We start from the raw sequence: 24,008 nt of genomic DNA on the forward strand, positions 1-24,008 counted from the left end.
CTAAAAGTCCAAATAATGCACACAGAACTATTGATATAGTGACAATACTCACAAATAATAATTAAAATTTTTCAGGATAATCCAATTTTCTTTTCTGTTTTAAGTCATTTAAAGCCGTGTAAATACTTTGTTGTAATGTATCTCGATAGTCTACAAGCTCTTCCTGAGTCTGAATATGCGCAATAGATTGGGGCGCTAAAAACTGAAAATAAAATGGTAAGCGTTTTGGAATCAGATGTTTAGGTAAAGATGGAATTACATCACCATGACGTAAAAAGGAATCTACTTTTGGAATTTTAAGTAATGATTTAAACAGTTTATTGTCCGTAATACGTGTGGCATCAAGCCCAATCTCATAAAGTTCATCACCGCCTAAGGCAGCAAAAGGCACAATATCATAATTAAACTCTTGAGCGAGTTTTAAAAACCCATAGCGCTCTTTCCAGATGAGTTGATATTGTTCCCCATCCCTTTTGGACACTTCCCGACCGCCACCAGGAAAAACCAATATTGAATAGCCCTGCCGCATGGCTTCACGAACATATTCTTTCACACCATCAATAGCGCCAAACTTTTTAAAAATATCGCGCCAAAGCGGAATATAAAAATGGCTATGATCAGCAATACTGACCACAGCCACTTTATGTTCGTTGTAGAGGTAATCCACAATAATAGGTGAATCAAATACACCATAGATTGAATGATTACCGACATACATCGCAGGTTTGGAGGCATCAATATGCTCCGCACCTAAAAAAGTGGGCGTGAAATACAATTTAGATAAGGCGGTTAGTCTTTTGATCCATTTCGCATCATGCCCAATGTGCATATTGGACTTCCTTAAGCCACAACATGTTTCTTAACAAGTACAGAACCCACTGAATAACCTGCACCAAATGAACATAATACGCCGTATTCGCCGTCATTTACTTGGTCAGCTGTACGGTGTAGAGCAATGATCACACCTGCAGATGAGGTATTGGCAAATTCATCCAAAATGATTGGCACAAGATCAGGCTGCGCGTGTTCTTTACCTACCACCAATTTCAGAATGAGTTCGTTCATGCTGGCGTTGGCTTGGTGTAACCAGAAACGTTTTACATCTTGCGGAGCAATTTGATTTTTCTCCAATTGCTTGGTAATCATTTTTGCAACCAATGGACAGACTTCTTTAAATACTTTACGACCGTCTTGGCGGAAACGTTTGTCATCAGCATTGGTGGTTTCACTTGGGTTTAAGAAACCAAAGTTATTGCGGATGTTGTTTGAGAACTGTGTGAATAATTGAATGTCTTCAACTTCAAAACCAGTCTTAGTTTCAGTTTCTTCAATAATTGAAGCTGTTGCCACATCACCAAAAATGAAGTGACAGTCACGTGAACGGAAGTCTGTATGACCTGATGTAATTTCAACATTTACTAGTAATACACGGCGCGCACCTGCTTTAATCGCATCGTACGCTTGCTTAATACCAAATGTTGCAGCCGAACATGCCACGTTCATATCATAGGCATAACCTTGGATCCCAAGTGCAGTTTGAATTTCAATCGCAACCGCAGGATATGCACGTTGTAAGTTTGAGCAAGACAAAATCACCACATCGATGTCTTCAGCAGTCACGCCTGCATTTTCCATCGCTTGTTTGGCAGCAGTTACGCCCCACTCTGCTTGAATCGACAATTCATCATTTGAACGTTCACGTAGCAAAGGACGTAAACGTTTCGGATCTAAGATCCCGCTTTTTTCTGCAACATAACGCGCTTTTACGCCTGATGCTTTTTCAATAAATTCTGCGCTAGAACCACGGCGTGCTTCGAGTTCGCCTGCCGCGATTTTTTCAGCATTTTCGCTGTTGTACTGTTCCACATAAGCATTAAGTGCCTCAACCAATTCTTCATTGGTGATGACATCTTCTGGATGATAAAGACCTGTACCCGTAATGCGGATGCCCATGTAAAACTCCTTTTAGAAATTACCTATATCTTAACTGATTCCAAGCTTATCCCAAACTTTTTGCAAACGTGTGGGCGAAATTGGACCTTTTGTTTTCATCGGTTGTGAAAATAATGAGATCCGCAGTTCTTCAGTCATGAAATACAATTCTTTCAGGCGAGCGTCATTTTTAAATTTGAACAATTTTTCCATCCAAGGGTCGACTTGATCAATGGCAGAATTGTCCCTTTGTAAATTATGCGGCAAGCGGTCAAGTCGAATGATCAGCGCTTTTAAATAGCGTGGAAATTCGACCCATATGTCAGCAGATTTAGTGTACACAAAGTCAGAAAGATACATTAAATCAAGCTGATCTTCGATGTCATCGATATTTTTCCCAAATACAGAATCGTCTAAAACCAAGAGTTTCCGACGTATTTCTTGCCACTGTGTGTAAATTTCAGTGATATGACGTAGCGCCACCTGCCCATGAGTGAGGAAAGATTTTTTTACATCTTCAAGCAGCTTTTGGAACTCTTGCGCATTGACAGGAAGCTCATTTATTGCAAGGTGCAGTGTGGCATAAACTAACATTTGCTCAAGTTTCGCTTTATCACCAAGGGGTGAATAAGCCAATGCAAGCGGTTTAGAAATTTGTTTTTTCAGCTGACGGATCAAATCGCCCAATTGCATGTGAATGAGTCGAATCACACCGGCACGGTGTTGTTTAATCGCTTCAGCTTGATCATTAAAGGTTTGAATCACCACACCTGATTCATCTTTTTGTTCCAACGCTGCAAAGTCTTTAGTCGGCACTAGGGCTTGGTATTGCTTCACCACCACACCGGTCACTTTTTGCGAAGCTTCAAAGACAAAATTCTCAGGAAATTCTTTAAATTCGCCTTTGAGTTGTTTCACCGGACTATGCGTTTCAGTACGGCAGCGCGCTTTGAGTTCCTCTAGGTCACGACCTTTCTCAATCACACGACCTTTTTCATCAATGACTTTGATCAAAGGCAATAAATATTGCTCGACGCGCTCAAGATCAAAGTCTTTTTCTGTGATCTGTTCACCGCGCAATTGGAACGCCAAGAAACTAAAAATATGCTTTTGCAAATCTTGTACATCTATCTTTGCCATGAGTTTTTTGGCTGTGTCTGGAATCGGCACCAAATTACGACGTTTGTCTTTCGGCAGACTTTTCAGCAGTGCTTCAATTAAATCTTGTCGCCAACCCGGAATACCCCAAGACCATAAGTTTTGATCAACTTGTGGTAAAGCTTGTACCGGAATTTTGACCGTTGCACCATCTTCATCATGGCTTGGGTCAAAACGATAACTTGCGGCCAAACGTAATTCACCATTCCGTAAATAATCAGGGAATTGCTGCGTGGTTGGACGATCATTCATCCATAACGCATCATCATCCACAAATAAATATTTCGGATTTTTCGGTTCGACTGTTGCACGCCAATCTTCAAATGAACGACGGCTCGCCACTTCACTTGGCACTTTAGAGGCATAGAACTGATAAATCGTTTCTTCATCAACAACTAAATCGCGACGGCGTAACTTATCCTCTACACGTTCTACTTCTTCAAGCTTTTGTAAATTATGCTTTAAGAATGGCGGTGTAATACCAAGATGCCCCGTGGTGAGTGCATCCCGCAGGAAAATTTCATGTGCCGCAGGTTGATCGACTTTTTCATAATTGACCTGACGTTTTGGTTCAATGATTAAACCAAATAATGAAATCTGATCATAGGCATGCACCACACCGGCTTTTTTCGACCAATGCGGTTCAAAGTAATGGTGTTTGAGCAAGTCACGCGCTGCCAATAAAATCCATTCAGGTTCAATTTTGGCAAGGGTACGAATATACACCTGAGAGGTTTCTACCATCTCAAAGGCCATGACCCAAGGCGTATTGGTCTTGTGTAAGGTCGATGCAGGGAAAATACGTGCTTTTTGCTGACGTACTGCCATAAACACATTACGTTCATCAGTTTTATTGGCAATAAAGGATAAAAGACCGGTCAGCAAGGCACGGTGTAAGTTTTCGTAGCTGGCTTTTTTCTCATTAAATGACAACTTTAAGCCTTGCGCCAAATCCACCAATTGTTCATGGGTCTTTTTCCATTCACGTAAACGCAGCCAACTTAAGAAATGATTACGCGCAAAGGTGCGACGCTTGTTCTCGCTCATCTCACGGTTGGCAACCAAGGCATCCCACAATTTAATGTAGAACAAAAAGTCAGAATCTGCTTCACGGAATAAGGCATGTTTTTGATCGGCTTGCATTTGTTTATCTGCAGGACGTTCACGTGGGTCTTGCACCGCAAGGGCAGCAACAATAATTAAGACTTCATTTAAAACACCAAAATGTGCCCCGCCTAAAATCATACGGGCAAGACGCGGGTCAATTGGCATCTTCGCCATTTGATGACCGATCTTAGTCAGAGAGTCTCCAACCTTAGCATTTCCCCTTTTTTTGAAGGAAGTGGAAGTTGTTGATTGCTTCTGATCTACAACGTCAGGGGATTTTTCTTGAGAAGAATGAGCTTTCTTCTCCACCATCGCACCAAGCTCAATCAAGAGCTTACGACCATCATTTACTAAACGATGATCTGGTGGTTCAATAAAGTCGAATTCTTCAAGCGTACCTAACCCTAAACTCTGCATCTGTAAAATCACCGATGCCAAGTTAGTACGTTTAATTTCAGGCTCAGTAAACTCAGGACGACTTAAAAAGTCTTCTTCCGAATACAATCGAATACATACACCTGGCGCGATACGACCACAACGCCCTTTACGTTGGTTGGCTGCGGCCTGCGAAATAGCTTCAATAGGCAAGCGTTGCACGCGTGAACGGTAGTTATAACGCGAAATACGTGCAAAACCACTGTCAATCACATAACGGATATTGGGTACGGTCAATGCCGTTTCCGCAACGTTGGTCGCGATAATAATGCGTCGTCCACCACCTGATGGATTAAAGATTTTTTGTTGTTCAGCTAATGCCAAACGTGCATACAGCGGTAATACTTCAGTATGTCGTGGGCCATGCTTAATTAAAGTTTCTTGTAACTCACGAATTTCCTGCTCTGTTGAGGCAAAGATCAAAATATCTGCGTGTTCAGGATGACCTTTCTCTTGTGCATCTTGGAAGCATTCTTCAACGGCTTTGACTACCGCGCGTGGTAGATTTTCCTCAAAGTCATCAAACTCGTCGTCATCACTACCACCAATGGTCATTTCTGAAATTGGACGATAACGCACTTCAACAGGGAAACTGCGCCCTTCTACTTCAAAAATTGGCGCGCCATTAAAGTAATTGGAGAAACGATTTACATCTAGAGTTGCCGAGGTAATGATGACTTTGAGATCTTTACGACGTGGCAACAGCTGCTTTAAGTAGCCCATGATGAAGTCGATATTCAGCGAACGTTCATGCGCTTCATCAATAATAATGGTGTCGTATTTTGTTAAAAATCGGTCATGCGCGAGTTCAGCCAACAAAATACCATCCGTCATTAGACGGACAATCGAGTCTTGCGACCCTTGTTCATTAAAACGAACTTTAAAAGAAATCGACTCACCGAGTTTTTCACCGACTTCTTCTGCGATTCGCTGTGACACGCTACGTGCAGCAAGTCGACGTGGTTGGGTATGACCGATCAGACCGGTTAAACCACGACCGGCCAACATGGCAATTTGCGGAAGCTGTGTGGTTTTACCCGAACCCGTTTCACCGGCCACAATTATGACTTGGTTGTCTTGAATTGCCTGAATCAGCTTGTCGGCATATTGAGTGACCGGCAAATCTTGGTTGAGTTTAATATTTGGAATTTTCTCAACACGCTCAAGAACTTTTAAATGTGACTTGTCAAATAATTCTTGATACTGCTCCGCATTAGCATCTTTACCTTTGCGTAATCGATTTAAACGGTGGCGGTCACGTGCCATCACCATATGTTCTACATTTAAACCTTTCGCAGCCAAGTCAACGTCCTACCACTATTTGAGAATCAGCTATTCTACTCACTTTCCTTATTTTTCCCAATGATATAACGGTATCGTTCCCTTATAATTTTTGCAGCGAAACCCTATGGTTGTATATTTCAAACCCAATATCAAAAATACTTAAAGATGATTGGTACGTTTTGAATGAAGTAAAATCTCATAAGCTCAAGCATGTATCCTTATTGAGTTTGGAGTCTCTTAAACTTTTATATAAACACAAAAATTAAAGGCTTCGAAATCATTGAATTTGAGCGTAATAAAAAAATATTGATGATTTATTTAATATTTAACCTTGAAATTGTCATGCTATGACTTCATCTCTTAATGCGTATTGATGAACTGCTTCATTTTGTCATCACAATATCAATCTATTGATATTTAATTTATAAAATGGAGTTCAATGAGATCGGTGTTTCGGGCCTAATTCGGTTTTTCCGATTTTTGTAATGTAAAAATACCATTTTCGCTACAACCCAAAGTTCGATACTCTTAATTGAAAATTAAAGACTAACCTCAATCATGGAGACAATGATGAGCTTGATTAATACTGAAGTTAAACCATTCAAAGCACAAGCATTCCAAAACGGTAAATTCATCGAAGTTACAGAAGCTGACCTTAAAGGTAAATGGTCTGTAGTATTCTTCTACCCAGCTGACTTCACTTTCGTTTGCCCAACTGAACTTGGTGACCTTGCTGACAACTACGAAGAATTCAAAAAACTTGGTGTTGAAATCTACTCAGTTTCTACTGACACTCACTTCACTCACAAAGCTTGGCACGATTCTTCAGAAGAAATCAAAAAAATCCAATACGTAATGGTTGGTGATGCGAACTGGACTCTTGCTAAAAACTTCGACGTTCTAATCGAAGCTGACGGCCTTGCTGACCGTGGTACTTTCGTAATCGATCCAGAAGGTAAAATCCAAATCGTTGAAATCAACGCTGGTGGTGTTGGTCGTGATGCTCAAGAACTTCTTCGTAAAGTTAAAGCAGCTCAATACGTACACGCTCACCCAGGTGAAGTTTGCCCAGCTAAATGGAAAGAAGGCGACGCAACTCTTGCTCCTTCAATCGACCTAGTTGGTAAAATCTAATTTGTTTTAGATTGAACTGATTCAAAAAAACCACGCTTTTGCGTGGTTTTTTTATATGGCGGATTCAAACGGCAAGTGCAACAGTATAAAAACCAGCCATAACTTCACTCGGTGTATACCAACCTAGTGTTTTTCTAGGACGATGGTTGAGTGCAAATTCTATCTGCTCTATTTGTTCGTTTGACACATCATCAAACGATGATGATTTTGGCAGATATTGACGGATTAAACCATTCGTATTTTCATTTCTAGCTCGCTGAATAGACTTGTAAGGATCAGCAAAATACGTCTCTATCCCAGCATTAGTAATTCTTTTGTGTTCGGAAAATTCTTTGCCATTATCAAATGTCACACTATAAGCATGGCTCATTTGTAAACGATCTAATGCACAAGTAATCGTTTGAGAGGATGCTCTCGTTGGCCCTAAATGAACAATATGTACATACAGGCTCTTTCGATCAACGAGTGTCAATAAAGCACCTTTATGATGTTTACCAATCACCGTGTCACCTTCGAAATCTCCTAAACGTTGTCGTTGATCAATGACCTGGTCTCTGCAGTGAATACTTGTTTTATCAATGATTTGCCCCCTACGATCCGTGTTTTTGTAACCGCGTTTTCGATATTTCTTCTGATGCCTTAAGTGTAGATGGAGTTTACCTCCTTGTGATTTATCTTGATAAATGTACTGGTAAATCCACTCATGTGAAGGTACATCCAGCCAACCGCGTTGTGTTAAAGCACCTGAAATTTGTTCTGGTGACCAGTCCAAACCAATCAAATAATCAATATAAGCGAAGGCAAATGCTGTCATTGATGATGAAGGACGGTACCGTCTTTGACTTGCAAATTTAGCTGCCTGTTGAGCTCTATATCCACGTTGCCCAGTATTTCTTTTTATTTCACGGTAGATGGTTGATCGTGAACGTCCTAACTCCCGAGCAAGGGTAGCGATTGAACTTTTACTTTTCAAAGTAGCATAAATTTCGTATCTTTCATCTTGAGAAAGTTGGGTGTATTTCTTCATTGTGTGCTTTCCAATTGCGAGTTGAAAAAGTCTAATGATTCTATGAATACACCTAACTTTTTCAACTAACTACAAATGTGTTGCACTTGGGATTTGAATCTGCGTATTGAGAATAAATGAATAACATTACTCCTTTATTTCATATTTTTTATTCTCAAGCCACATACTTAAGTTATCGAACTTGTGATTGAATTACCTGATGAATAAATCTAAGTTTCTCTTTGACATGCAGATTAATAACGAATGGGTAAAAATCATCATGCCCCATACTGCGATTTAGACTATTCATAGCAAGTGATACTGCCAGCCAAGCCTGATAAATATCTTCAAAATCTTCATGCAAATATGGATCAAACGTTTGTGGCAAATGCATAATATGCGTCAAATCATGCTGAACGACTTGAGGTTGTAATCGCATACCAAAAGTATCTGCTGTTTCCAGAACATCAATAATATGCAGGTAGTGCGCCCATGTTTCCGCCCAATCTTCCCACGGATGCATAGTTGCATAAGAGCTGATATAGCGTTCCATCCAATTTACAGGTGGCCCTTGATGATAGTGTTTGTCTAAAGCCTCTTGATAAGAAGCACGATCATCGCCAAACAACTCGCGACATGGATTTAAAAACTCAGTCTGATCGACCAATATATCCCAATAATAATGGCCAATTTCATGACGAAAGTGGCCCAATAAAGTCCGATAAACCTCATCCATATTTTTACGTGCCATGGCACGCTCAACATCATCTGCTTCAGCAATATTTAAGGTAATCAAGCCATTGTCATGCCCTGTTAATATGCGAGGTGCATTAGGACAATTCGGATCTGCTTTAAAGTCAAAGGCCAATCCACGCTTTGGGTCAATTGATTTAGGTTCAACAGGTAAATTCCAGCGCAACAGACTATACATTAAGCGATGTTTAGCTAACTCAATCTTCTGCCAACGTTTTCGATATTGAGGCTCACTTAAGTTGGGAATCACACGATTCACTCGACAAGCGATACAAAAATCATGTGAGTCTGATTTTTCTAAAATCCAATTACACACCCCATAGATATGGTTGGCACAAAACTTATATGTAATTTGGGATGCTGGTTCTTTATAGGACTGATTTTCTTCAGGTGTCAGTGCACACATTTTTAATTGACGAGAATCAAAGCCTAAAACAGAGTGACACGCTGTACAAAATTGGTTATCGAAATACACCACATTTTCACAGTGAGAACATTGAAATATTTTCATTTTTGACTCGATCGTTATTCTGTGATGAAACTTATTTTTCAATGCAGTTTAAAACTGAACTAACTTTCAAAATATGAGCTTTATGCAATAAATCGTAAATACCAAGTAAATTAAAAAGATGATGATTTTATTTATTTTTTAAGTTTTAAATCATGACTACATGAATACTCTGAACTTATACAATATCACTATATTTAAAACCATTTGATTGCACTAGCGTCAAGTAAACACATCAGTTTTTCCTTAAAAGTGAGGTGCATGCTTATGGGAGTACCACTTACCGTTGTTCGCTATTCTTATAATTATTCAAGCTATCATTTACAGATTTTTTATAGCAATGGAATGATTGAGCTTTACCATCCTGTTCCTGAATATATTTATGACAATTTACTCAGGCGTAAAGACAAAGCAGCCTTCGTCAAAAAATACTTAGAGTATGATCTAAACTTCAATAAACTTTATATTGCTTAATTTTTAACACTACTCAATTAAATCAATGAATGTGAAATATGCAATTTTTTTCCCTCTGCATATTTCACCCCTGACCCATTATTTTTCAGACTTAAAGTGCCTGAATCAGTTTAAAACGTTCAAGCTCACGATCGTCATCTAATGTCACGACCTCAGTAAACATAGTCAATGGTCGTACCCAAATTGAATAGTCGCCATATAAACATTGATAAACCACAAGTTCTTCACGTGTTTCGCTATGTGTTGCTACATGCAAGACTTGATAAAGCTGCCCTTTGTAATGTTTATAAATACCGCGTTGTAACATCTTTATATTTCCAATAGCCATTTGAGCTTAATCATACGTTAAATTGAATAACGCTATATGCACTTACTTGAAATTTACTGTTTCATCCCCATTTATAGCTATGAAAAAGCAGAGAAAACGCATCTAATATCTATTTTTTCGATTGTATTTATAAATACTAACCGTTTTACCTATTTATTGGATTCTATTACTATTCTCTCATCGAATGAACATTTACTCCTTTGGAGACGTTAGCAATGTTAGACACAAATACTACAGCTCAATTAAAAGCACTTTTAGAACGCTTAGAAAGTCCAATCGAATTGGTTGCGACTTTAAATGACTCAGACAAATCTGCCAAAATCAAAGAACTGGTTGAAGAAATTGCGGCATTATCTTCACTTGTGACTGCACGTTTTGATGGTCAAAACAAACGTGCACCAAGCTTTGGTGTGGCAAAAGCAGGTGAAGAACCACGTGTTTACTTCGCAGGTCTTCCAATGGGTCATGAGTTCACTTCATTGATTCTCGCATTACTTCAAACTTCAGGTTATGCACCAAAAGTGTCTGATGAAGTTTTGGCTTCAATTAAAGGTTTAGGCGTTCGATCTAACTTTGACGTGTTTGTATCGTTAAGCTGTCATAACTGTCCTGACGTGGTTCAAGCCTTGAACTTGATCGCGATCTATAACCCAGGCACAACAACAACCATGATTGATGGTGCATTCTTCCAAGACGAAGTTGAAGAACGCAAAATCATGGCTGTACCGATGGTCTTCCAAGACAATGAACATATCGGTCAAGGTCGTATGACATTGGAAGAAATCATTGCCAAGTTAGATACCAACTCTGCTGCCAAAGATGCTGAAAAATTAAATGCTAAAGATGCATTTGATGTGCTTGTGATTGGGGGTGGCCCTGCAGGGAACACTTCTGCAATCTATGCAGCACGTAAAGGCATTAAAACTGGGATCGTGGCTGAACGCATGGGTGGTCAGGTCATGGATACCATGGACATTGAAAACTACACGTCAGTGCAAAAAACTCAAGGTCCTAAGTTTGCTGCTGAAATGGAAGCACACGTTCGTGAATATGGTGTCGACATCATGAACCTACAACGTGTATCTGACATCAAAGGTGCGGACGAAACTGCCAATGGTTTAGTTGAAGTGACGCTTGAAAATGGTGCAAAACTTGAATCGAAAACTGTGATCCTGTCTACAGGTGCACGTTGGAGAGAAATGAATGTACCGGGTGAGCAAGAATACAAAACCCGTGGTGTTGCGTACTGCCCACACTGTGATGGTCCATTGTTCAAAGGCAAACGTGTTGCTGTGATCGGTGGTGGTAACTCAGGTGTAGAAGCGGCGATTGACCTTGCAGGTATTGTTGAGCATGTAACATTGGTTGAGTTTGATACCAAACTTCGTGCTGACCAAGTATTGCAAGACAAACTCAACAGCTTGCCGAATACGACTGTGATCAAAAATGCCTTGTCGACTGAAGTGGTTGGTGATGGTTCACAAGTGACGGCTTTGAAATACAAAGACCGTGCCACTGATGAAGAACACACTGTTGAACTTGCAGGGATCTTCGTACAAATTGGTTTGTTACCAAACACTGATTTCTTAAAAGAAACCAAAGTTGAGTTGACGAATCGTGGTGAGATTGTGATTAACGAGCGCAACGAAACCAATGTGAAAGGTGTATTTGCTGCGGGTGACTGTACAACAGTACCGTACAAACAAATCATCATTGCCACAGGTGAAGGCGCGAAAGCATCACTGTCTGCTTTTGATTACATCATCCGTTCTGGGCAATAATTTAAGTTTAGAGTCTAAAAAAGCCAGTCAAATGACTGGCTTTTTTATTGCTGTCATTGCATTACTCTCGCATTTATAGATGATTTTTTTACTGAATGAATGCGTTGCTTAAGATACAAATCCATTCACAAGTCATACAAACTTCAAGCCCAAAATGGTTGAATATTATAAATATAATAAGGATATAAAAAAATGAATAAGGAGGGATATAACAATGCACTATCAATATCATTGTGCTTGCTGCAATAAAGTTGTTTCTTCCATGGATAAAGAATGCACGAATTGCGGTTCACACAATATTCGAAGCCCATATGGTTTTTGGATTTTCTGCATTATTGCCTGCCTCATTGCAGTTGTGGCAATTAAAGGGATCCAAGCCTATGTCCAATCACATAACAATGAAGTGCCTGAGCAACATACTTTATTGGATGTGCTCGATCATAAAAATCCAAAGTAGCGACATTTGGATAAAACTCATGCACGCGCGCAAGTCTTTTAGCAGCTGAATACCGATATTTAAGCCCTATGCTTGCTGATATTGGTTAAAATAATCAATCCAGCAAGGAGAAAGATATGGTTCTACTAATTAAAAAAGGCGGATTACGCGAGCGTGCAAACCGTAGCCGTCGTTATCATGGTTCTGAAAATACTGAAACCACCCTCAAACCGAACCAATATCGCCAATCTTCAAATCAGCAAAGCGAGCCAACGGGAAATATAAATTCAGATGCCAGCGTTTTAAAGCCTCTAAATGAATCTACTTCAGATCAGTAAAGCTGCGTCATAACACAACCAAACTGCGAACATTAAAAACAGCACACCTGAAATCATATCGATATAACTGCCTGATCGTTGATACAGGTCTTTAATTTTAGGTTGTGAAATCAGCAGCATTAATACAGTAAATGTTAAAAATGTCTGTACTGGTATAATGACCGCCAATTGTGCTTTTAAATAATCCGAAGCTGAAGAACTTAAAGCCAACGAAAATACACTGCTGAAATAAATTAAGGTTTTCGGATTTGCGAGATTAGTAAATAAGCCAATTAAAAAATAATTCTGTGGGGCTTGTTCTTCACTTGATTCTGTCTGTGCTTGATGACGGGATTTAAAACTTTTTATACCACCATTCAGCATTGCCCACCCCATTTTGGCAAGAAAAACTGCCCCGACAATCATCAGGACTTGCTGAATCCATGGAAACTGATCGATGAGGACGGTAAAACCAACTAAGGTCAGCACTACCCATACGACAATCCCTAAGCTGATACCAGCAATCACTTTTAATGCATTCAGGCGTGTGGTCGATGCAGCACTTTTAGCAATCAATAAAATATCAGGTCCCGGACTTAACTGAGCCACAAAATGTAAAATACAGATGGTCAATAACAAAGACATTTCAAGCAAAACGGCGACAAAAATTAAGCTATCTTTTACACCGATCTGTCAGAAATTTCCATTAAAAAACCGAATCATTTGATTCGGTTTCTTTTGAGCAAAAAGATTTTATTTTGGATTAATGTCTTTCATTTCAATTTTTTTAGCATCTGGTGTTACTTCGCGAGCTTCACCATCAATGATAGTGGAGTCTCGTCCACCTTGTTGGTTTTGCATCTCTTGCATTTGACGCATCATATCTGCAAATGGGTTTTGACCTTGAGCACCGCCCATATCTCCCATCATGCCACCCATCATTCGTTCCATCATGGCTTGCTGACGTTTCATCATTGTTTTCATCATGATGTTCTTAAACGCTTGTTGCACAGGTGGAATCAAAATCAGCACTGCAATGACATCACTGATCAAACCTGGGATCATCAAGAAGAAACCTGCCAAAATTTTTGGAAGATTAGAAGCCAAAGCAGGATCGCCACTCATTTGACCCATTTGCATCTGTTGCATTTGAGGCATAACACCAGCGGAATACTTGCGAATCAGATTCAAACCAATCACAAAGGCTGCCACAAACCAGAAAAAGACGTACCACATGCTTCCGACGAGGTCACCCACGCCAATCCACACAAACACTTCGAGGACTAAGCTGGCAAGAATAATAAGAAATAATTTCATAAAAATGAATCTAAACTCAGTTTAATAAATAGAATGCTGTCATCAAGTGCTTAATCACGATCAAGCTTTTTTGATACGCTTATGTAACAATATGGGCATTATTTTATTTTTAAAGTGCAGGCATGTCATTAATTATCGGGATTGATCCAGGTTCACGTCTAACAGGTTATGGAATCATTCAAAAAGAAGGTTCAAAACTGACTTTTGTCGATGCCGGTACTATTAGAACTGAAACGGCGGAAATGCCTGAACGATTAAAACGAATTTTTGCCGGTGTAGAACGTATTGTAAAATTCTATGGGCCAACTGAAGCAGCTGTAGAACAAGTATTTATGGCACAAAACCCCGATTCTGCATTAAAGCTTGGTCAAGCGCGTGGCGCTGCAATTGCAGCTTTAGTAAATCTCGATTTACAAGTGGCTGAATATACCGCACGTCAAATTAAACAATCTGTGGTTGGCTACGGTGCAGCAGAAAAAGACCAAGTACAGATGATGGTGATGCGTATTTTAAATTTGAGCATTAAACCGCAACAGGATGCTGCCGATGCCCTTGCAGCTGCAATTTGTCATGCCCATGCCTCAGGCAGTATGAGTAAAATGGCAGTATTGAACGCCCTTGGTGGTATGGCACGAGGCCGTAGTCGCGTGAGCAGTAGACGAAGATAACTACAAATGAGTTTTAAAGTCACTTTGCATTTCTTTTATTGACGGATAGTGACTATAAGAAACAGCTAGTATTCGTCCAACTGGTCTAATCTCTTTAGAATTTCTTTGATTAATCCGAATAATCACTATTTCCTCTGGTTCATTACGGTGATTAATCTCACAAATCATATACGCATCATTTCGCTTAAGAATATGATATTGAGGAAAGGTTTCTTTTAAAATTTGTATAAAATTATAAGGAGCGACTTGAATTGCAGCTTTCTTAGCTTTAGGTTTTGTTATCTTTCCTAAATTAATAAGAAACAAAAAAATCAGTAAAATAAAAATTATAGCTATAATTTGTTGAACCATATTTCCCCCACATAAATATAATGTTTAGCAAAGCATTTAATTTTTAAATATTATTAAAACTATTGTAGTCGATTTAGTTACTGCTATTCACTACTTTATAAATCGCATGCTTCATATCCTGTGCCTGTAAACCACGCTCACCATGTTTAGCCAAGTCATCACCTGCAAGTGCATGCAAAGTCACCACTTGATGTAAAGCAATCTCTTGGTGAAATTGTGCTTTTAAACTTGCAATCATGCCTGCAAGTACATCACCCATGCCACCAGTACCCATGCCCGCATTTCCTGCGGTGCAAATATATAGTTCATCTTCGAGGGTTAAACTCCCCGATCCTTTTAACACCCATTGCCCTACGTATTTATCTTGTAAGGCATAAATAGCCGCAATACGATCTGATTCAATCTCTGAAGTTTTTAGCCCTAACAATGTTGCAGCTTCGCCTGGGTGTGGCGTGCAATAGGTTTGAGAATTTAACTTTTGGGGAAACTGAGCTAAGAACCATAGAGCATCAGCATCAAGGACCACTTCTAGATTGGATTGCTGTATTAATTTAAACCATGTTTCATATTGCATCTGTGCCCATTGATCGCGACCTAACCCCATACCAAAACAAACCGCATCGACTTGTTTTAACAGATTTACACGATCTTCTTCAGACATAGTGTTGATGTCTGCAAGCATGATATTAGGGGCACGCGATAAGATAGCTATATGATGTTTTGCATCACATATCACAGTGACCTTTCCAGCACCTGAAGCAAACGCAGCTTCCGCAGCCATAATCACCGCTCCGCCCATATTGCCATGTCCACCAATCACTAAAACGTGACCATACGTACCTTTATGTCCAAATGCTTTACGCATTGGCAAATGAATATTATGCGGACTCAAATATGCAAGTGGTTGAAGCATAGCATCTGCAGGAATCGCATCAATAACGTCTATATGTCCTGCGTATTGTTTGCCTAATCCTGTAAATAAACCTGCTTTGAAGCCCAAGACTGTATACGTCTGATCCGCCTGAATACAAATCGGCATGGGTCGACCTGTATTAGCATTTAAGCCACTCGGAAGATCGACTGAAACCTTAAATCCCCTTGCCTCATTAATAGATTGAATAATCTGTTGCCAATCTTGACTTAAGGGACGATTGAGCCCGATACCAAATAGCGCATCAATATATACATCGTAATTTTTTTGAAAATTAAAGTGGGGGTATATTTTAATCTTTGACTGTTGAGCTTCTTTATAAGCTAGATTCAGATCAGAAGACTGACCTAAACTAGAGGCATAAATCTCCACCTCAAAACCATGCTGCTTTAAATATTTGGCAATCAGATACCCGTCACCTGCATTGTTTCCTGCACCGCAACACACCGCGATTCGATGAAAATTCGAAGTTTCAAACTGTTTAATTAGGCGATTGCTAATTAGCCAAGCGACTTGCTGCATTAAACCATAGGACGAATTTTGCTGCGCAAACCAACGTTGCTCCCATGCCTGAATATCCTTGCTATGGTAAACTCGTTGCTGCATTTTCTAATCCCTGTCTTTGGTTTATGACAACATCCAATTCTTCATCACAAATTCAAGCGTATCAATATGATTCAAGTGAATTAACTGCTTGGATTAAAGCTCAAGCATTGGAATTGGGTTTCTCTGATTGTGTCATTGCCAAACCAGATGCTCAAGCAGAATTACCGCGCTTACAAGAATACCTTGATCGTGGTTATCATGCAGATATGGATTATCTGAAAGAAAACTTAGAAAAACGCGCAGATCCAACTTTATTGGTTCCAAATACGCAATCTATTATTTGTGTACGTATGGATTATTTGGTCGAGACTCCAAAACCACGTACTGTGCCTTATGCACCAAATTCTGCAATCATTGCACGCTATGCACGTGGCCGTGATTACCATAAAACGATGCGCGGTCGTCTTAAACAGTTAGCAGCCAAAATCAGACAACGTGTGGGCGACTTTGAATCACGTCCATTTGCTGACTCAGCACCGATTTTTGAAAAATCATTAGCCGAGAATGCTGGTATGGGATGGACTGGCAAACACACCCTGCTCATTCATAAAAAATCGGGTTCTTTCTTTGTTTTAGGTGAGCTATTCACCTCGCTTAAACTTGAATTTGATGAGCCGACGACTAAACATTGTGGTTCATGTAATGCCTGTATTGATATCTGCCCGACTCAAGCAATTGTTGAACCGTATATGTTAGATGCACGGCGCTGTATTGCTTATCTTACAATTGAATATAAAGGCGTTATTCCTGAAGAATTAAGACGTGGTATTGGCAATCGAATATTTGGTTGTGATGACTGTCAATTGATTTGCCCATGGAACAGTTTTGCCAAGAAAACCAATGTTGAAGATTTCTATCCACGACATGGACTTGATCAAGTGACACTTTTAGATCTCTGGCAATGGGATGAACCAACCTTTTTAGTCTCAACAGAAGGCAGTCCAATTCGTCGAACAGGCTATCAAAGTTTTATGCGCAATATCGCAATTGGACTAGGCAATGCACCATATAGCTCAAATATTGTGCAAACACTCAAATCAACTCGAGAAAATTTTGATGAGATCGTGCAGGTTCATATTGATTGGGCAATACAAGAGCAACTCGCAAAACGTGATCAAGCTTTAATTTAAGCTTCTCTTAAAGTTATCAGCTAAATTATCCCTATTTATTATTTTTAGCTGCATATTCAGCACAACTAGATTATTTCTTAATTTTTAAACTTTGTTAGCATCTTGCCGATAAAACACAAAACTCTGCTAATAAGTTTCATTTTATAAATTTCTTAGAAAATAAATTTTTACAGAAATTCCTTGCTATTTTAGAGTTCAAAATTGGCTTGGAAGTTGTCTAAATTTCAGTAAGATGAATAAAAATAATGCAACTTAGGATCAATAATGCTGCATCGAAATGATTGGACTCGCCAAGAAATACAAACGCTTTATCAACAACCATTTTTGGACTTAGTTTTTCAAGCACAGCAAATTCATCGCCAATTTTTCAAACCAAATGAAATCCAAGTGAGCACCTTATTGTCAATTAAAACAGGAAAGTGTCCCGAAGATTGTAAATATTGCTCCCAGTCTGCACATTACGATTCGAACTTAGAGGCTGAAAAACGCATTGCTGTCGAAAAAGTGATTCAAGAAGCCAAAGCTGCACGTGATTTAGGTTCTACTCGTTTTTGTATGGGCGCTGCTTGGCGTAATCCTCACGAACGAGATATGCCCTATGTATTAGAAATGGTACGTGAAGTTAAAGCATTGGGGCTTGAAACCTGTATGACCTTAGGCATGCTTAATGCTGATCAAGCCACTCGATTAAAAGATGCAGGATTGGATTATTACAACCACAATTTAGACACTTCACGCGAATATTACCCAAATATTATCAGTACTCGTGTTTTTGATGACCGTTTAAATACGTTACAACATGTTCGAGATGCGGGCTTAAATATTTGTAGTGGCGGAATTGTGGGATTAGGTGAATCTGAGCATGATCGTATTGGATTAATTCATGAACTGGCTACCTTACCGATCCAACCTAAATCTGTGCCAATCAATCTTCTTGTTCCGATTCAAGGGACTCCATTAGAACATACAGAAAAACTAGATGTCATCGAATGGATCAGAACGATCGCTATTGCACGTATTACCATGCCAAAGAGTTATATTCGTCTTTCTGCAGGTCGAGAAAGTTTGAGCGATTCAGATCAAGCCTTGGCATTTATGGCCGGGGCAAACTCAATCTTCTCTGGAGAAAAACTTCTTACCACACCAAATGCAGGACAAGGTAAGGATCAACAGCTTTTTGGAAAATTAGGACTACGTGCTGAAAAAGCCAAAACTGATCACTCAGATCTCGCAATTGATGCAATGGCTGAACTTATCAGCGCTGACTAAAATTATGTGCAGTAATGAGAATGCCATATTTTGCATTGAGATAATCCCCTTCAAGAATTTCATCTGTACCGTTGGCATGATGAACTTTCAAGGATTTCGTTAACACATCAAATTCAAAAGAATCATAGCAATCTTGATGTAAGCATAGCCAATGTAAGGTATCTGCTAAATTTGAGTCGACCACGTAGGTATCTTGAAGGAAATCTTTGCTCATAAAGCATAGCAATTAATTGAAGAAGTTGTAATTTTAAAACATTCAAATATAAAAAAGTGAGCCTATGCTCACTTTTTTATTGTTCAAGCTTATTCTTTGTTGATACCACACTTACGACATTCCTTGTGTGCACCAATTTCTTCCATTTGCTCGTATTCATAAATGTGCAAGCAAAAAATTTTCTTTAATAATTGAAGCATGTTTAAAACTCCCGTTTAATCATTATGGTTCTTGCTTCTCAATATTTCTTCCTGAAACATCTGATTTCGTTTAAAAAATCACCTATTATTAATTAACATATTTTTTAGTTTTGTAAAATGCATTTCATCATTATTTTCAGTTCTTCTACGCACTATAACCAACAACTGCACCATTGTTACACACTTAAAAAGAGATTAATTTCACATTTTTACTCAAATTTTTTAGAATTAAATTGAGTTATTTCAATTTATTTTCGTTTAATAAAATGAGATCAATCAATTAACTTATACAAATTTTTCCAAATACCAAGTTGAGTTATTTTCGTTTGAATGATCAAAATTATTTTTGAGTGATGATTGCACCAATACAAGGTAAATATAGAAGAATATAAATGGCATAAAAAAAACCTCCAAACAAATAATTTGGAGGTTTTTTGAATTTGGTGGGCCCACACAGACTTGAACTGTGGACCAACGGATTATGAGTCCGCTGCTCTAACCAACTGAGCTATAGGCCCTATAGGCTGAATTTGTTATTTATCAACAAGTTCAAACGCACTGAATACTAGCTAAGATTTTTTCAAAAGACAAGCACTTTTCTTTACAGTTGCACACTTAGACAACAATCCATTTTGCAAAATACAAATTCAAGTCAGTCTTTGGTCGAACTTAGGAAGCAGAAAATTTAAACTTAGGAAAAAGAGATGGATCCGGAAATTTGAACAACTCCTATAAGTGATATTCTGCTCCTCAAATGATGTTATAAACATCAATATATGGAGTATTTTATGGCACGTAGACCAAGAAGAAATCATTCAAACGACTTTAAAGCTAAGGTAGCACTTGCTGCGATCAAAGCAGAAAAAACACTTGCTGAATTGAGTTCTGAGTTTGATGTTCATCAAAACCAAATTATTGACTGGAAAAATCAATTGATCTCAGCTTCCTCGCAAGCTTTCGATCAATCAAAAGCTCCATCAGAACCCCCCATTGATCTTAAAAAGTTACATGCAAAAATCGGTGAGCAGGCATTAGAAATTGATTTTTTAGAAGGTGTGTTGAAGAAACTGGGCCGCTTCAACCACAAAAGTTAATCGATCACTCACTTCAGATTTCAGTATCTAAACAGGCTAAGTTACTGAAAGTCTCTCGTGGTTGTTATTATTATCGCCCAAAACCTGTTAGCTCATCAGATCTGAAACTGATGCGATGTATTGATGAATTACATATGCAATATCCTTTTGCAGGCAGTCGTATGATGCGTGATTTGTTGAATCGTCAAGGGCATCATATAGGACGACGTCATACACGTACTTTAATGAAGAAAATGGGTATTCAGGCGTTATATTGCAAACCAAATTTAAGCCAGGCTAATCAAGCTCACCGTAAATATCCATATCTGCTCAAAGGGTTGGCTATTCTGCGCAGTAATCAAGTGTGGTCTACGGATATAACGTATATCCCTATGGCAAAAGGCTTTGTTTATTTATGTGCTGTGATTGATTGGCATAGCCGCAAGGTACTTGCGCATAGGGTATCGATTAGTATGGAGGTGGATTTTTGTATTTCGGCTTTAAATGAAGCAATTGAAAAATATGGATCACCTGAAATATTTAATACAGACCAAGGCAGTCAGTTCACCAGTGATGCATTTATTGATGTATTGAAATCAAATGGCATTCAAATCAGTATGGATGGTAAAGGTCGATGGATTGATAATGTGATGGTTGAACGATTATGGCGGAGCGTTAAATATGAAGAGGTGTATCTCAAAGCTTATAGCAGTGTCACAGATGCGAAAAAGCAATTGAGTGCATATTTTGAGTTTTATAATTTGAAACGACCTCATTCGAGTCTAGACAAATTGACACCAAATGAGTTTTACTATGATCAGCTACCCCAACAAAACAAGGTGGCTTAACTAGAGCGGAATATCACTTATAAATACGCTTTTAGTTGTTCAAACAAGTGGGACCACCTCTAAACAAAATGATTTTTCAACTAAAGAAATCTTTTTATTCTCATTCTTATTAATTGGTTTTAGATCTTAATTGATTTCAGGTGGACTCAAATACCATTAAGCCCACACATCAAAAGTGTAATTAGGAATCCAAATATTCACTGTCAAATTCATCAGCTTTACGGACATCGAGATAAATTTCGATCAAAGACCATACAAAAATCATCACTAAGAGGATTAGAGCAAATAAAAAAGCAGTCAAATAGGTCATTTTTTGAAATCCCTGAAGAATTCTGTCAACTTAGTCAGATGAAACCGCCACTCTTCATCTTCGACAAAAGTCTAATGCCTTAACCCGCATAAGGATAGTAAATTTTGCATAAAAATAAGACTATTTTTATATTTGATAAGACATTTAATCAATTATGAGTAAATAATAAATACATAAAAAATATTAATAAATCTATTCAAGTTTCCACATATCCACCAATAAGAGTGTGTATTTATATTTTTTTAAAACAATTATTCTTGACTCAAAGTCTCAAGCGTAAGAAATTATGCCACTTCTCAATTTTTTTGCTTGAATTATGCTGAATAAATTTATTGGTGAATCTGCATTTAAACTTGCAGGTTGGAAATACCATGTTGAACCTAACGTTCTAGAACAGAAACAAGTCATCATTGGTTTTGAACATACCTCAATGATGGATGCTGTGCTTTCTTTAGCACTTTTCCAAATTTACGGCATTAAAATCCACACTCTAATTAAAAAAGAACTCTTCAAAGGTCCTTTTAAACCTTTATTAGAATCAATTGGTGGTATTGCTGTTGACCGTAAAGCCAATAAAGACATTGTGACGCAAATGGTTGAGCACTTCAGTCAAAATGAAACCTTTAATTTGGTGATTGCACCTGAAGCGACACGTGCTAAAAACGGTGAAGCTCGTCGTCCAATTCGCACAGGATTTTGGCATATTGCAAAAGCAGCAAATGTCCCAATCGTTTTAATGTATGCAAACTCAAAAACTAAACAAGGTGGAATTTTGGGGAAAATCTACCCTTCAGATTTAGCTACAGATTTAGCAACGATTAAAAAACTCTATAAAGAGAATGTTGGACTCGATATCGTTATTCCAGAATAAAACCAAAATTCGTTTTAACTGGTTTGAAAACAATCGTTACGTTTTAAAGTGCAATCTCGACTGCATATCCATTCATCAGTCATGTATTCAGGCACTTTAAAATCGTATATTTTTTGTTCCATCCCAATATTCTCAAAACCAAGCACTTTTTTTTAAAAAAAAGCTTATGGTAGAATTTCGTCATTCTGATAGGCATAAAGCCAATCTACAAGGAGCAACATTCGCATGGCGGGTCATTCCAAGTGGGCCAATATTAAGCATCGTAAAGCAAAACAAGATGCTAGCCGCGGTAAACTTTTTACCAAATACATCCGTGAATTAACTACTGCTGCAAAACTCGGCGGTCCAGATGCAGGTAGCAACCCACGTTTACGTGCTGTTGTCGAAAAAGCATTGTCTGTAAACATGACACGTGATGTGATCAATCGCGCTATTCAACGTGGTGCGGGTGGCGATGACAACGATGATTTAAAAGAAGTAACTTACGAAGGTTATGGTGTCGGTGGTGTTGCTGTTATTGTTGAAACAATGACTGATAACTTAAACCGTACTGTTCCTGATGTTCGTCACTGCTTTACAAAAACTGATGGTAACCTTGGTACAAACGGTTCTGTATCTTTCCTATTCACTAAACGTGGTGAGATCACTTTTGAAGATGTATCTTTAGAAGATCAAATCATGGAAGTGGCTTTAGAAGCAGGTGCAGAAGACATCGAAGTTGATGAAGATGAAATCTTAGTCATTACTACACCTGAAGCATTTGGTGATGTTCAAGATGCTCTAACTGCAGCAGGTTTAAAATCCGACAATGCTGAAGTTGTGATGAGCCCATCAACGAAAGCTGAAATCACTGACATCGACCAAGCGAAAAAAATCATGAAAATGATTGATATGCTTGAAGATCTTGATGATGTTCAAAACGTTTATACCAACGTTGAATTCTCAGATGAAGTTTTAGCTGAACTTGATGCTTAATTTTGTTTGAATTAAAAAACGCACCTTAAGGTGCGTTTTTTATGATCTCGTGTTTTTATTTAAACCTTATTTAATAAACCCGTACAGTTAAACACGTTATATTCCTTAATCACAAAGCTTGAGTGCAATGCCGTCACATGCTCAATTTTACCAATACGTTTAAGGAGAATTTCACTGTAGTTTTCCATATCCCGTGCAACCACTTCTACAATAAAATCAGCGGACTGCCCTGTCACTAAAAACGCATTAATTACTTCAGGAATACTTTCAAGTTCTTCTAAAAATTTCGCAAAAGTATCGCTGTCGTGTTTGCTTAACGACACCTGTAACAGCACATGTAAACTAAAGCCCAGCTTTTGATAATTAATCTCACGTTTTAAACCACTAATAATATTATGATCAATTAAGTGCTTAATACGGCGGTGTACTGAACTGACAGATAAATTTACCCGTTCAGACAGTTCATTTAGATTGACATCTTCATGGGTTAAGATTTCTAAAATATTCTTGTCGAAACGATCTAATTCCATTCTTATCCCCTGCGTAGATACTCACACTTCTGTTGCATCTATGTTTTGAAAATTATTTTCGC

Annotated in this window: 23 protein-coding genes and 1 tRNA gene; 11 read left to right on the forward strand and 13 right to left on the reverse strand. The window is 38.5% G+C overall.

Annotated elements, in window-relative coordinates; genetic code table 11:
* Nucleotides 1–61: 61 nt before the first annotated feature.
* Genes A3K93_RS07220 through hrpA form a run of 3 tightly spaced genes read right to left on the reverse strand, consistent with a single transcriptional unit; the run spans nucleotide 62 to nucleotide 5,904 of the window.
* Entirely contained in the window at nucleotides 62–829 is a 768-nt protein-coding gene (locus A3K93_RS07220; protein ID WP_067730281.1) for a lysophospholipid acyltransferase family protein, read from the reverse strand.
* A gap of 11 nt (nucleotides 830–840) precedes the next feature.
* Nucleotides 841–1,953, reverse strand: coding sequence for a beta-ketoacyl-ACP synthase III (locus A3K93_RS07225; RefSeq protein ID WP_067730284.1), 1,113 nt, complete (start codon nucleotides 1,951–1,953; stop codon nucleotides 841–843).
* A gap of 30 nt (nucleotides 1,954–1,983) precedes the next feature.
* The gene (hrpA, locus tag A3K93_RS07230; protein ID WP_201787407.1) at nucleotides 1,984–5,904 is read right to left on the reverse strand and encodes an ATP-dependent RNA helicase HrpA; all 3,921 of its coding nucleotides are present in this window, start codon (nucleotides 5,902–5,904) and stop codon (nucleotides 1,984–1,986) included.
* Between the two features lie 582 nt (nucleotides 5,905–6,486).
* Here hrpA and ahpC point away from each other — a divergent pair.
* Complete coding sequence (ahpC, locus tag A3K93_RS07235; RefSeq protein ID WP_067730286.1) at nucleotides 6,487–7,050, forward strand: alkyl hydroperoxide reductase subunit C; 564 nt, start codon at nucleotides 6,487–6,489, stop codon at nucleotides 7,048–7,050.
* A gap of 64 nt (nucleotides 7,051–7,114) precedes the next feature.
* Here the strand turns inward: ahpC and A3K93_RS07240 are convergent, their stop codons facing one another.
* The gene (locus A3K93_RS07240; RefSeq protein WP_067728081.1) at nucleotides 7,115–8,077 is read right to left on the reverse strand and encodes an IS30 family transposase; all 963 of its coding nucleotides are present in this window, start codon (nucleotides 8,075–8,077) and stop codon (nucleotides 7,115–7,117) included.
* A gap of 172 nt (nucleotides 8,078–8,249) precedes the next feature.
* On the reverse strand, nucleotides 8,250–9,320 hold the full coding sequence (locus A3K93_RS07245; protein WP_067730288.1) for a zinc-binding metallopeptidase family protein: 1,071 nt from the start codon (nucleotides 9,318–9,320) through the stop codon (nucleotides 8,250–8,252).
* Nucleotides 9,321–9,584: 264 nt separating this feature from the next.
* Here A3K93_RS07245 and A3K93_RS07250 point away from each other — a divergent pair, with 264 nt between their 5' ends.
* Nucleotides 9,585–9,791 carry a KTSC domain-containing protein gene (locus tag A3K93_RS07250; protein ID WP_067730290.1) on the forward strand — a complete coding sequence of 69 codons (207 nt, stop codon included), beginning with the start codon at nucleotides 9,585–9,587 and terminating at the stop codon, nucleotides 9,789–9,791.
* 91 nt (nucleotides 9,792–9,882) lie between these two features.
* Here A3K93_RS07250 and A3K93_RS07255 read toward each other — a convergent pair whose 3' ends face one another.
* On the reverse strand, nucleotides 9,883–10,098 hold the full coding sequence (locus A3K93_RS07255; protein ID WP_067730293.1) for a DUF1653 domain-containing protein: 216 nt from the start codon (nucleotides 10,096–10,098) through the stop codon (nucleotides 9,883–9,885).
* 236 nt (nucleotides 10,099–10,334) lie between these two features.
* On the opposite strand from A3K93_RS07255, the gene ahpF reads away from it, so the two are divergent.
* From ahpF to A3K93_RS07270, 3 genes are all read left to right on the forward strand, one after another.
* A complete protein-coding gene (ahpF, locus tag A3K93_RS07260; RefSeq protein WP_067730295.1) occupies nucleotides 10,335–11,900 on the forward strand; it encodes an alkyl hydroperoxide reductase subunit F in 1,566 nt (521 codons plus the stop codon).
* 214 nt (nucleotides 11,901–12,114) lie between these two features.
* Nucleotides 12,115–12,357 carry a hypothetical protein gene (locus A3K93_RS07265; RefSeq protein ID WP_067730298.1) on the forward strand — a complete coding sequence of 81 codons (243 nt, stop codon included), beginning with the start codon at nucleotides 12,115–12,117 and terminating at the stop codon, nucleotides 12,355–12,357.
* 116 nt (nucleotides 12,358–12,473) lie between these two features.
* On the forward strand, nucleotides 12,474–12,674 hold the full coding sequence (locus tag A3K93_RS07270) for a hypothetical protein (RefSeq protein WP_067730300.1): 201 nt from the start codon (nucleotides 12,474–12,476) through the stop codon (nucleotides 12,672–12,674).
* Here A3K93_RS07270 and A3K93_RS07275 read toward each other — a convergent pair.
* On the reverse strand, nucleotides 12,663–13,298 hold the full coding sequence (locus tag A3K93_RS07275; protein ID WP_067730302.1) for a LysE family transporter: 636 nt from the start codon (nucleotides 13,296–13,298) through the stop codon (nucleotides 12,663–12,665). The genes A3K93_RS07270 and A3K93_RS07275 overlap by 12 nt on opposite strands.
* 108 nt (nucleotides 13,299–13,406) lie before the next feature.
* Nucleotides 13,407–13,970, reverse strand: coding sequence for an FxsA family protein (locus A3K93_RS07280; protein ID WP_067730303.1), 564 nt, complete (start codon nucleotides 13,968–13,970; stop codon nucleotides 13,407–13,409).
* Between the two features lie 122 nt (nucleotides 13,971–14,092).
* Between A3K93_RS07280 and ruvC the strand changes: the two genes are divergently transcribed.
* Nucleotides 14,093–14,638 carry a crossover junction endodeoxyribonuclease RuvC gene (gene ruvC, locus A3K93_RS07285; RefSeq protein WP_067730304.1) on the forward strand — a complete coding sequence of 182 codons (546 nt, stop codon included), beginning with the start codon at nucleotides 14,093–14,095 and terminating at the stop codon, nucleotides 14,636–14,638.
* Here the strand turns inward: ruvC and A3K93_RS07290 are convergent, their stop codons facing one another.
* Together A3K93_RS07290 and A3K93_RS07295 are read right to left on the reverse strand one after the other, a co-directional pair.
* Nucleotides 14,639–14,989 (reverse strand): hypothetical protein, encoded by a 351-nt coding sequence (locus tag A3K93_RS07290; RefSeq protein ID WP_067730306.1) that lies wholly within the window; start codon nucleotides 14,987–14,989, stop codon nucleotides 14,639–14,641.
* Between the two features lie 73 nt (nucleotides 14,990–15,062).
* Complete coding sequence (locus tag A3K93_RS07295; protein ID WP_067730308.1) at nucleotides 15,063–16,526, reverse strand: bifunctional ADP-dependent NAD(P)H-hydrate dehydratase/NAD(P)H-hydrate epimerase; 1,464 nt, start codon at nucleotides 16,524–16,526, stop codon at nucleotides 15,063–15,065.
* A gap of 23 nt (nucleotides 16,527–16,549) precedes the next feature.
* On the opposite strand from A3K93_RS07295, the gene queG reads away from it, so the two are divergent.
* Nucleotides 16,550–17,656 (forward strand): tRNA epoxyqueuosine(34) reductase QueG, encoded by a 1,107-nt coding sequence (queG, locus tag A3K93_RS07300; protein ID WP_067730310.1) that lies wholly within the window; start codon nucleotides 16,550–16,552, stop codon nucleotides 17,654–17,656.
* A 264-nt stretch (nucleotides 17,657–17,920) separates the two neighbouring features.
* On the forward strand, nucleotides 17,921–18,925 hold the full coding sequence (gene bioB / locus A3K93_RS07305) for a biotin synthase BioB (protein ID WP_067730312.1): 1,005 nt from the start codon (nucleotides 17,921–17,923) through the stop codon (nucleotides 18,923–18,925).
* On the opposite strand, the gene A3K93_RS07310 is transcribed toward bioB, so the two are convergent.
* Nucleotides 18,912–19,139: a hypothetical protein gene (locus A3K93_RS07310; RefSeq protein ID WP_067730314.1), complete on the reverse strand. Its 228-nt coding sequence runs from the start codon at nucleotides 19,137–19,139 to the stop codon at nucleotides 18,912–18,914. The two genes, bioB and A3K93_RS07310, sit on opposite strands and share 14 nt — an antisense overlap.
* 641 nt (nucleotides 19,140–19,780) lie before the next feature.
* Nucleotides 19,781–19,857 (reverse strand) — tRNA-Ile (locus A3K93_RS07315).
* Between the two features lie 270 nt (nucleotides 19,858–20,127).
* Between A3K93_RS07315 and A3K93_RS14690 the strand changes: the two genes are divergently transcribed.
* The 3 genes from A3K93_RS14690 (at nucleotide 20,128) to A3K93_RS07335 (ending at nucleotide 23,416) form a co-directional block, all read left to right on the forward strand.
* Nucleotides 20,128–21,260 (forward strand): IS3 family transposase gene (locus A3K93_RS14690; RefSeq protein WP_227509860.1). Its coding sequence is split into 2 segments (ribosomal slippage): nucleotides 20,128–20,380 and nucleotides 20,380–21,260, totalling 1,134 coding nucleotides; the frame shifts between segments, so codons are not numbered across the junction.
* A gap of 626 nt (nucleotides 21,261–21,886) precedes the next feature.
* Entirely contained in the window at nucleotides 21,887–22,441 is a 555-nt protein-coding gene (locus A3K93_RS07330) for a 1-acyl-sn-glycerol-3-phosphate acyltransferase (RefSeq protein WP_067730316.1), read from the forward strand.
* A 225-nt stretch (nucleotides 22,442–22,666) separates the two neighbouring features.
* Nucleotides 22,667–23,416: a YebC/PmpR family DNA-binding transcriptional regulator gene (locus A3K93_RS07335; protein ID WP_067730318.1), complete on the forward strand. Its 750-nt coding sequence runs from the start codon at nucleotides 22,667–22,669 to the stop codon at nucleotides 23,414–23,416.
* A 59-nt stretch (nucleotides 23,417–23,475) separates the two neighbouring features.
* Here A3K93_RS07335 and A3K93_RS07340 read toward each other — a convergent pair whose 3' ends face one another.
* Nucleotides 23,476–23,946: an Lrp/AsnC family transcriptional regulator gene (locus A3K93_RS07340; protein ID WP_067730320.1), complete on the reverse strand. Its 471-nt coding sequence runs from the start codon at nucleotides 23,944–23,946 to the stop codon at nucleotides 23,476–23,478.
* Between the last annotated feature and the right edge of the window lie 62 nt (nucleotides 23,947–24,008).

Origin of the sequence: Acinetobacter sp. NCu2D-2, assembly GCF_001647675.1 — a bacterium.
Lineage (GTDB): Bacteria > Pseudomonadota > Gammaproteobacteria > Pseudomonadales > Moraxellaceae > Acinetobacter.

Bases quoted from the DNA above. Each gene is read 5' to 3' on its own strand.
- ahpC (WP_067730286.1), top strand. From the start codon at position 6,487: ATGAGCTTGATTAATACTGAAGTTAAACCATTCAAAGCACAAGCATTC.
- A3K93_RS07250 (WP_067730290.1), top strand. From the start codon at position 9,585: ATGGGAGTACCACTTACCGTTGTTCGCTATTCTTATAATTATTCAAGC.
- A3K93_RS07340 (WP_067730320.1), bottom strand. From the start codon at position 23,946: ATGGAATTAGATCGTTTCGACAAGAATATTTTAGAAATCTTAACCCAT.
- A3K93_RS07330 (WP_067730316.1), top strand. From the start codon at position 21,887: ATGCTGAATAAATTTATTGGTGAATCTGCATTTAAACTTGCAGGTTGG.
- ruvC (WP_067730304.1), top strand. From the start codon at position 14,093: ATGTCATTAATTATCGGGATTGATCCAGGTTCACGTCTAACAGGTTAT.
- A3K93_RS07280 (WP_067730303.1), bottom strand. From the start codon at position 13,970: ATGAAATTATTTCTTATTATTCTTGCCAGCTTAGTCCTCGAAGTGTTT.
- A3K93_RS07225 (WP_067730284.1), bottom strand. From the start codon at position 1,953: ATGGGCATCCGCATTACGGGTACAGGTCTTTATCATCCAGAAGATGTC.
- bioB (WP_067730312.1), top strand. From the start codon at position 17,921: ATGCTGCATCGAAATGATTGGACTCGCCAAGAAATACAAACGCTTTAT.
- A3K93_RS07310 (WP_067730314.1), bottom strand. From the start codon at position 19,139: ATGAGCAAAGATTTCCTTCAAGATACCTACGTGGTCGACTCAAATTTA.
- A3K93_RS07240 (WP_067728081.1), bottom strand. From the start codon at position 8,077: ATGAAGAAATACACCCAACTTTCTCAAGATGAAAGATACGAAATTTAT.
- ahpF (WP_067730295.1), top strand. From the start codon at position 10,335: ATGTTAGACACAAATACTACAGCTCAATTAAAAGCACTTTTAGAACGC.
- A3K93_RS07220 (WP_067730281.1), bottom strand. From the start codon at position 829: ATGCACATTGGGCATGATGCGAAATGGATCAAAAGACTAACCGCCTTA.
- A3K93_RS07335 (WP_067730318.1), top strand. From the start codon at position 22,667: ATGGCGGGTCATTCCAAGTGGGCCAATATTAAGCATCGTAAAGCAAAA.
- A3K93_RS07290 (WP_067730306.1), bottom strand. From the start codon at position 14,989: ATGGTTCAACAAATTATAGCTATAATTTTTATTTTACTGATTTTTTTG.
- A3K93_RS07275 (WP_067730302.1), bottom strand. From the start codon at position 13,298: ATGTCTTTGTTATTGACCATCTGTATTTTACATTTTGTGGCTCAGTTA.
- A3K93_RS07295 (WP_067730308.1), bottom strand. From the start codon at position 16,526: ATGCAGCAACGAGTTTACCATAGCAAGGATATTCAGGCATGGGAGCAA.
- queG (WP_067730310.1), top strand. From the start codon at position 16,550: ATGACAACATCCAATTCTTCATCACAAATTCAAGCGTATCAATATGAT.
- hrpA (WP_201787407.1), bottom strand. From the start codon at position 5,904: ATGGTGATGGCACGTGACCGCCACCGTTTAAATCGATTACGCAAAGGT.
- A3K93_RS07265 (WP_067730298.1), top strand. From the start codon at position 12,115: ATGCACTATCAATATCATTGTGCTTGCTGCAATAAAGTTGTTTCTTCC.
- A3K93_RS07270 (WP_067730300.1), top strand. From the start codon at position 12,474: ATGGTTCTACTAATTAAAAAAGGCGGATTACGCGAGCGTGCAAACCGT.
- A3K93_RS07255 (WP_067730293.1), bottom strand. From the start codon at position 10,098: ATGTTACAACGCGGTATTTATAAACATTACAAAGGGCAGCTTTATCAA.
- A3K93_RS07245 (WP_067730288.1), bottom strand. From the start codon at position 9,320: ATGAAAATATTTCAATGTTCTCACTGTGAAAATGTGGTGTATTTCGAT.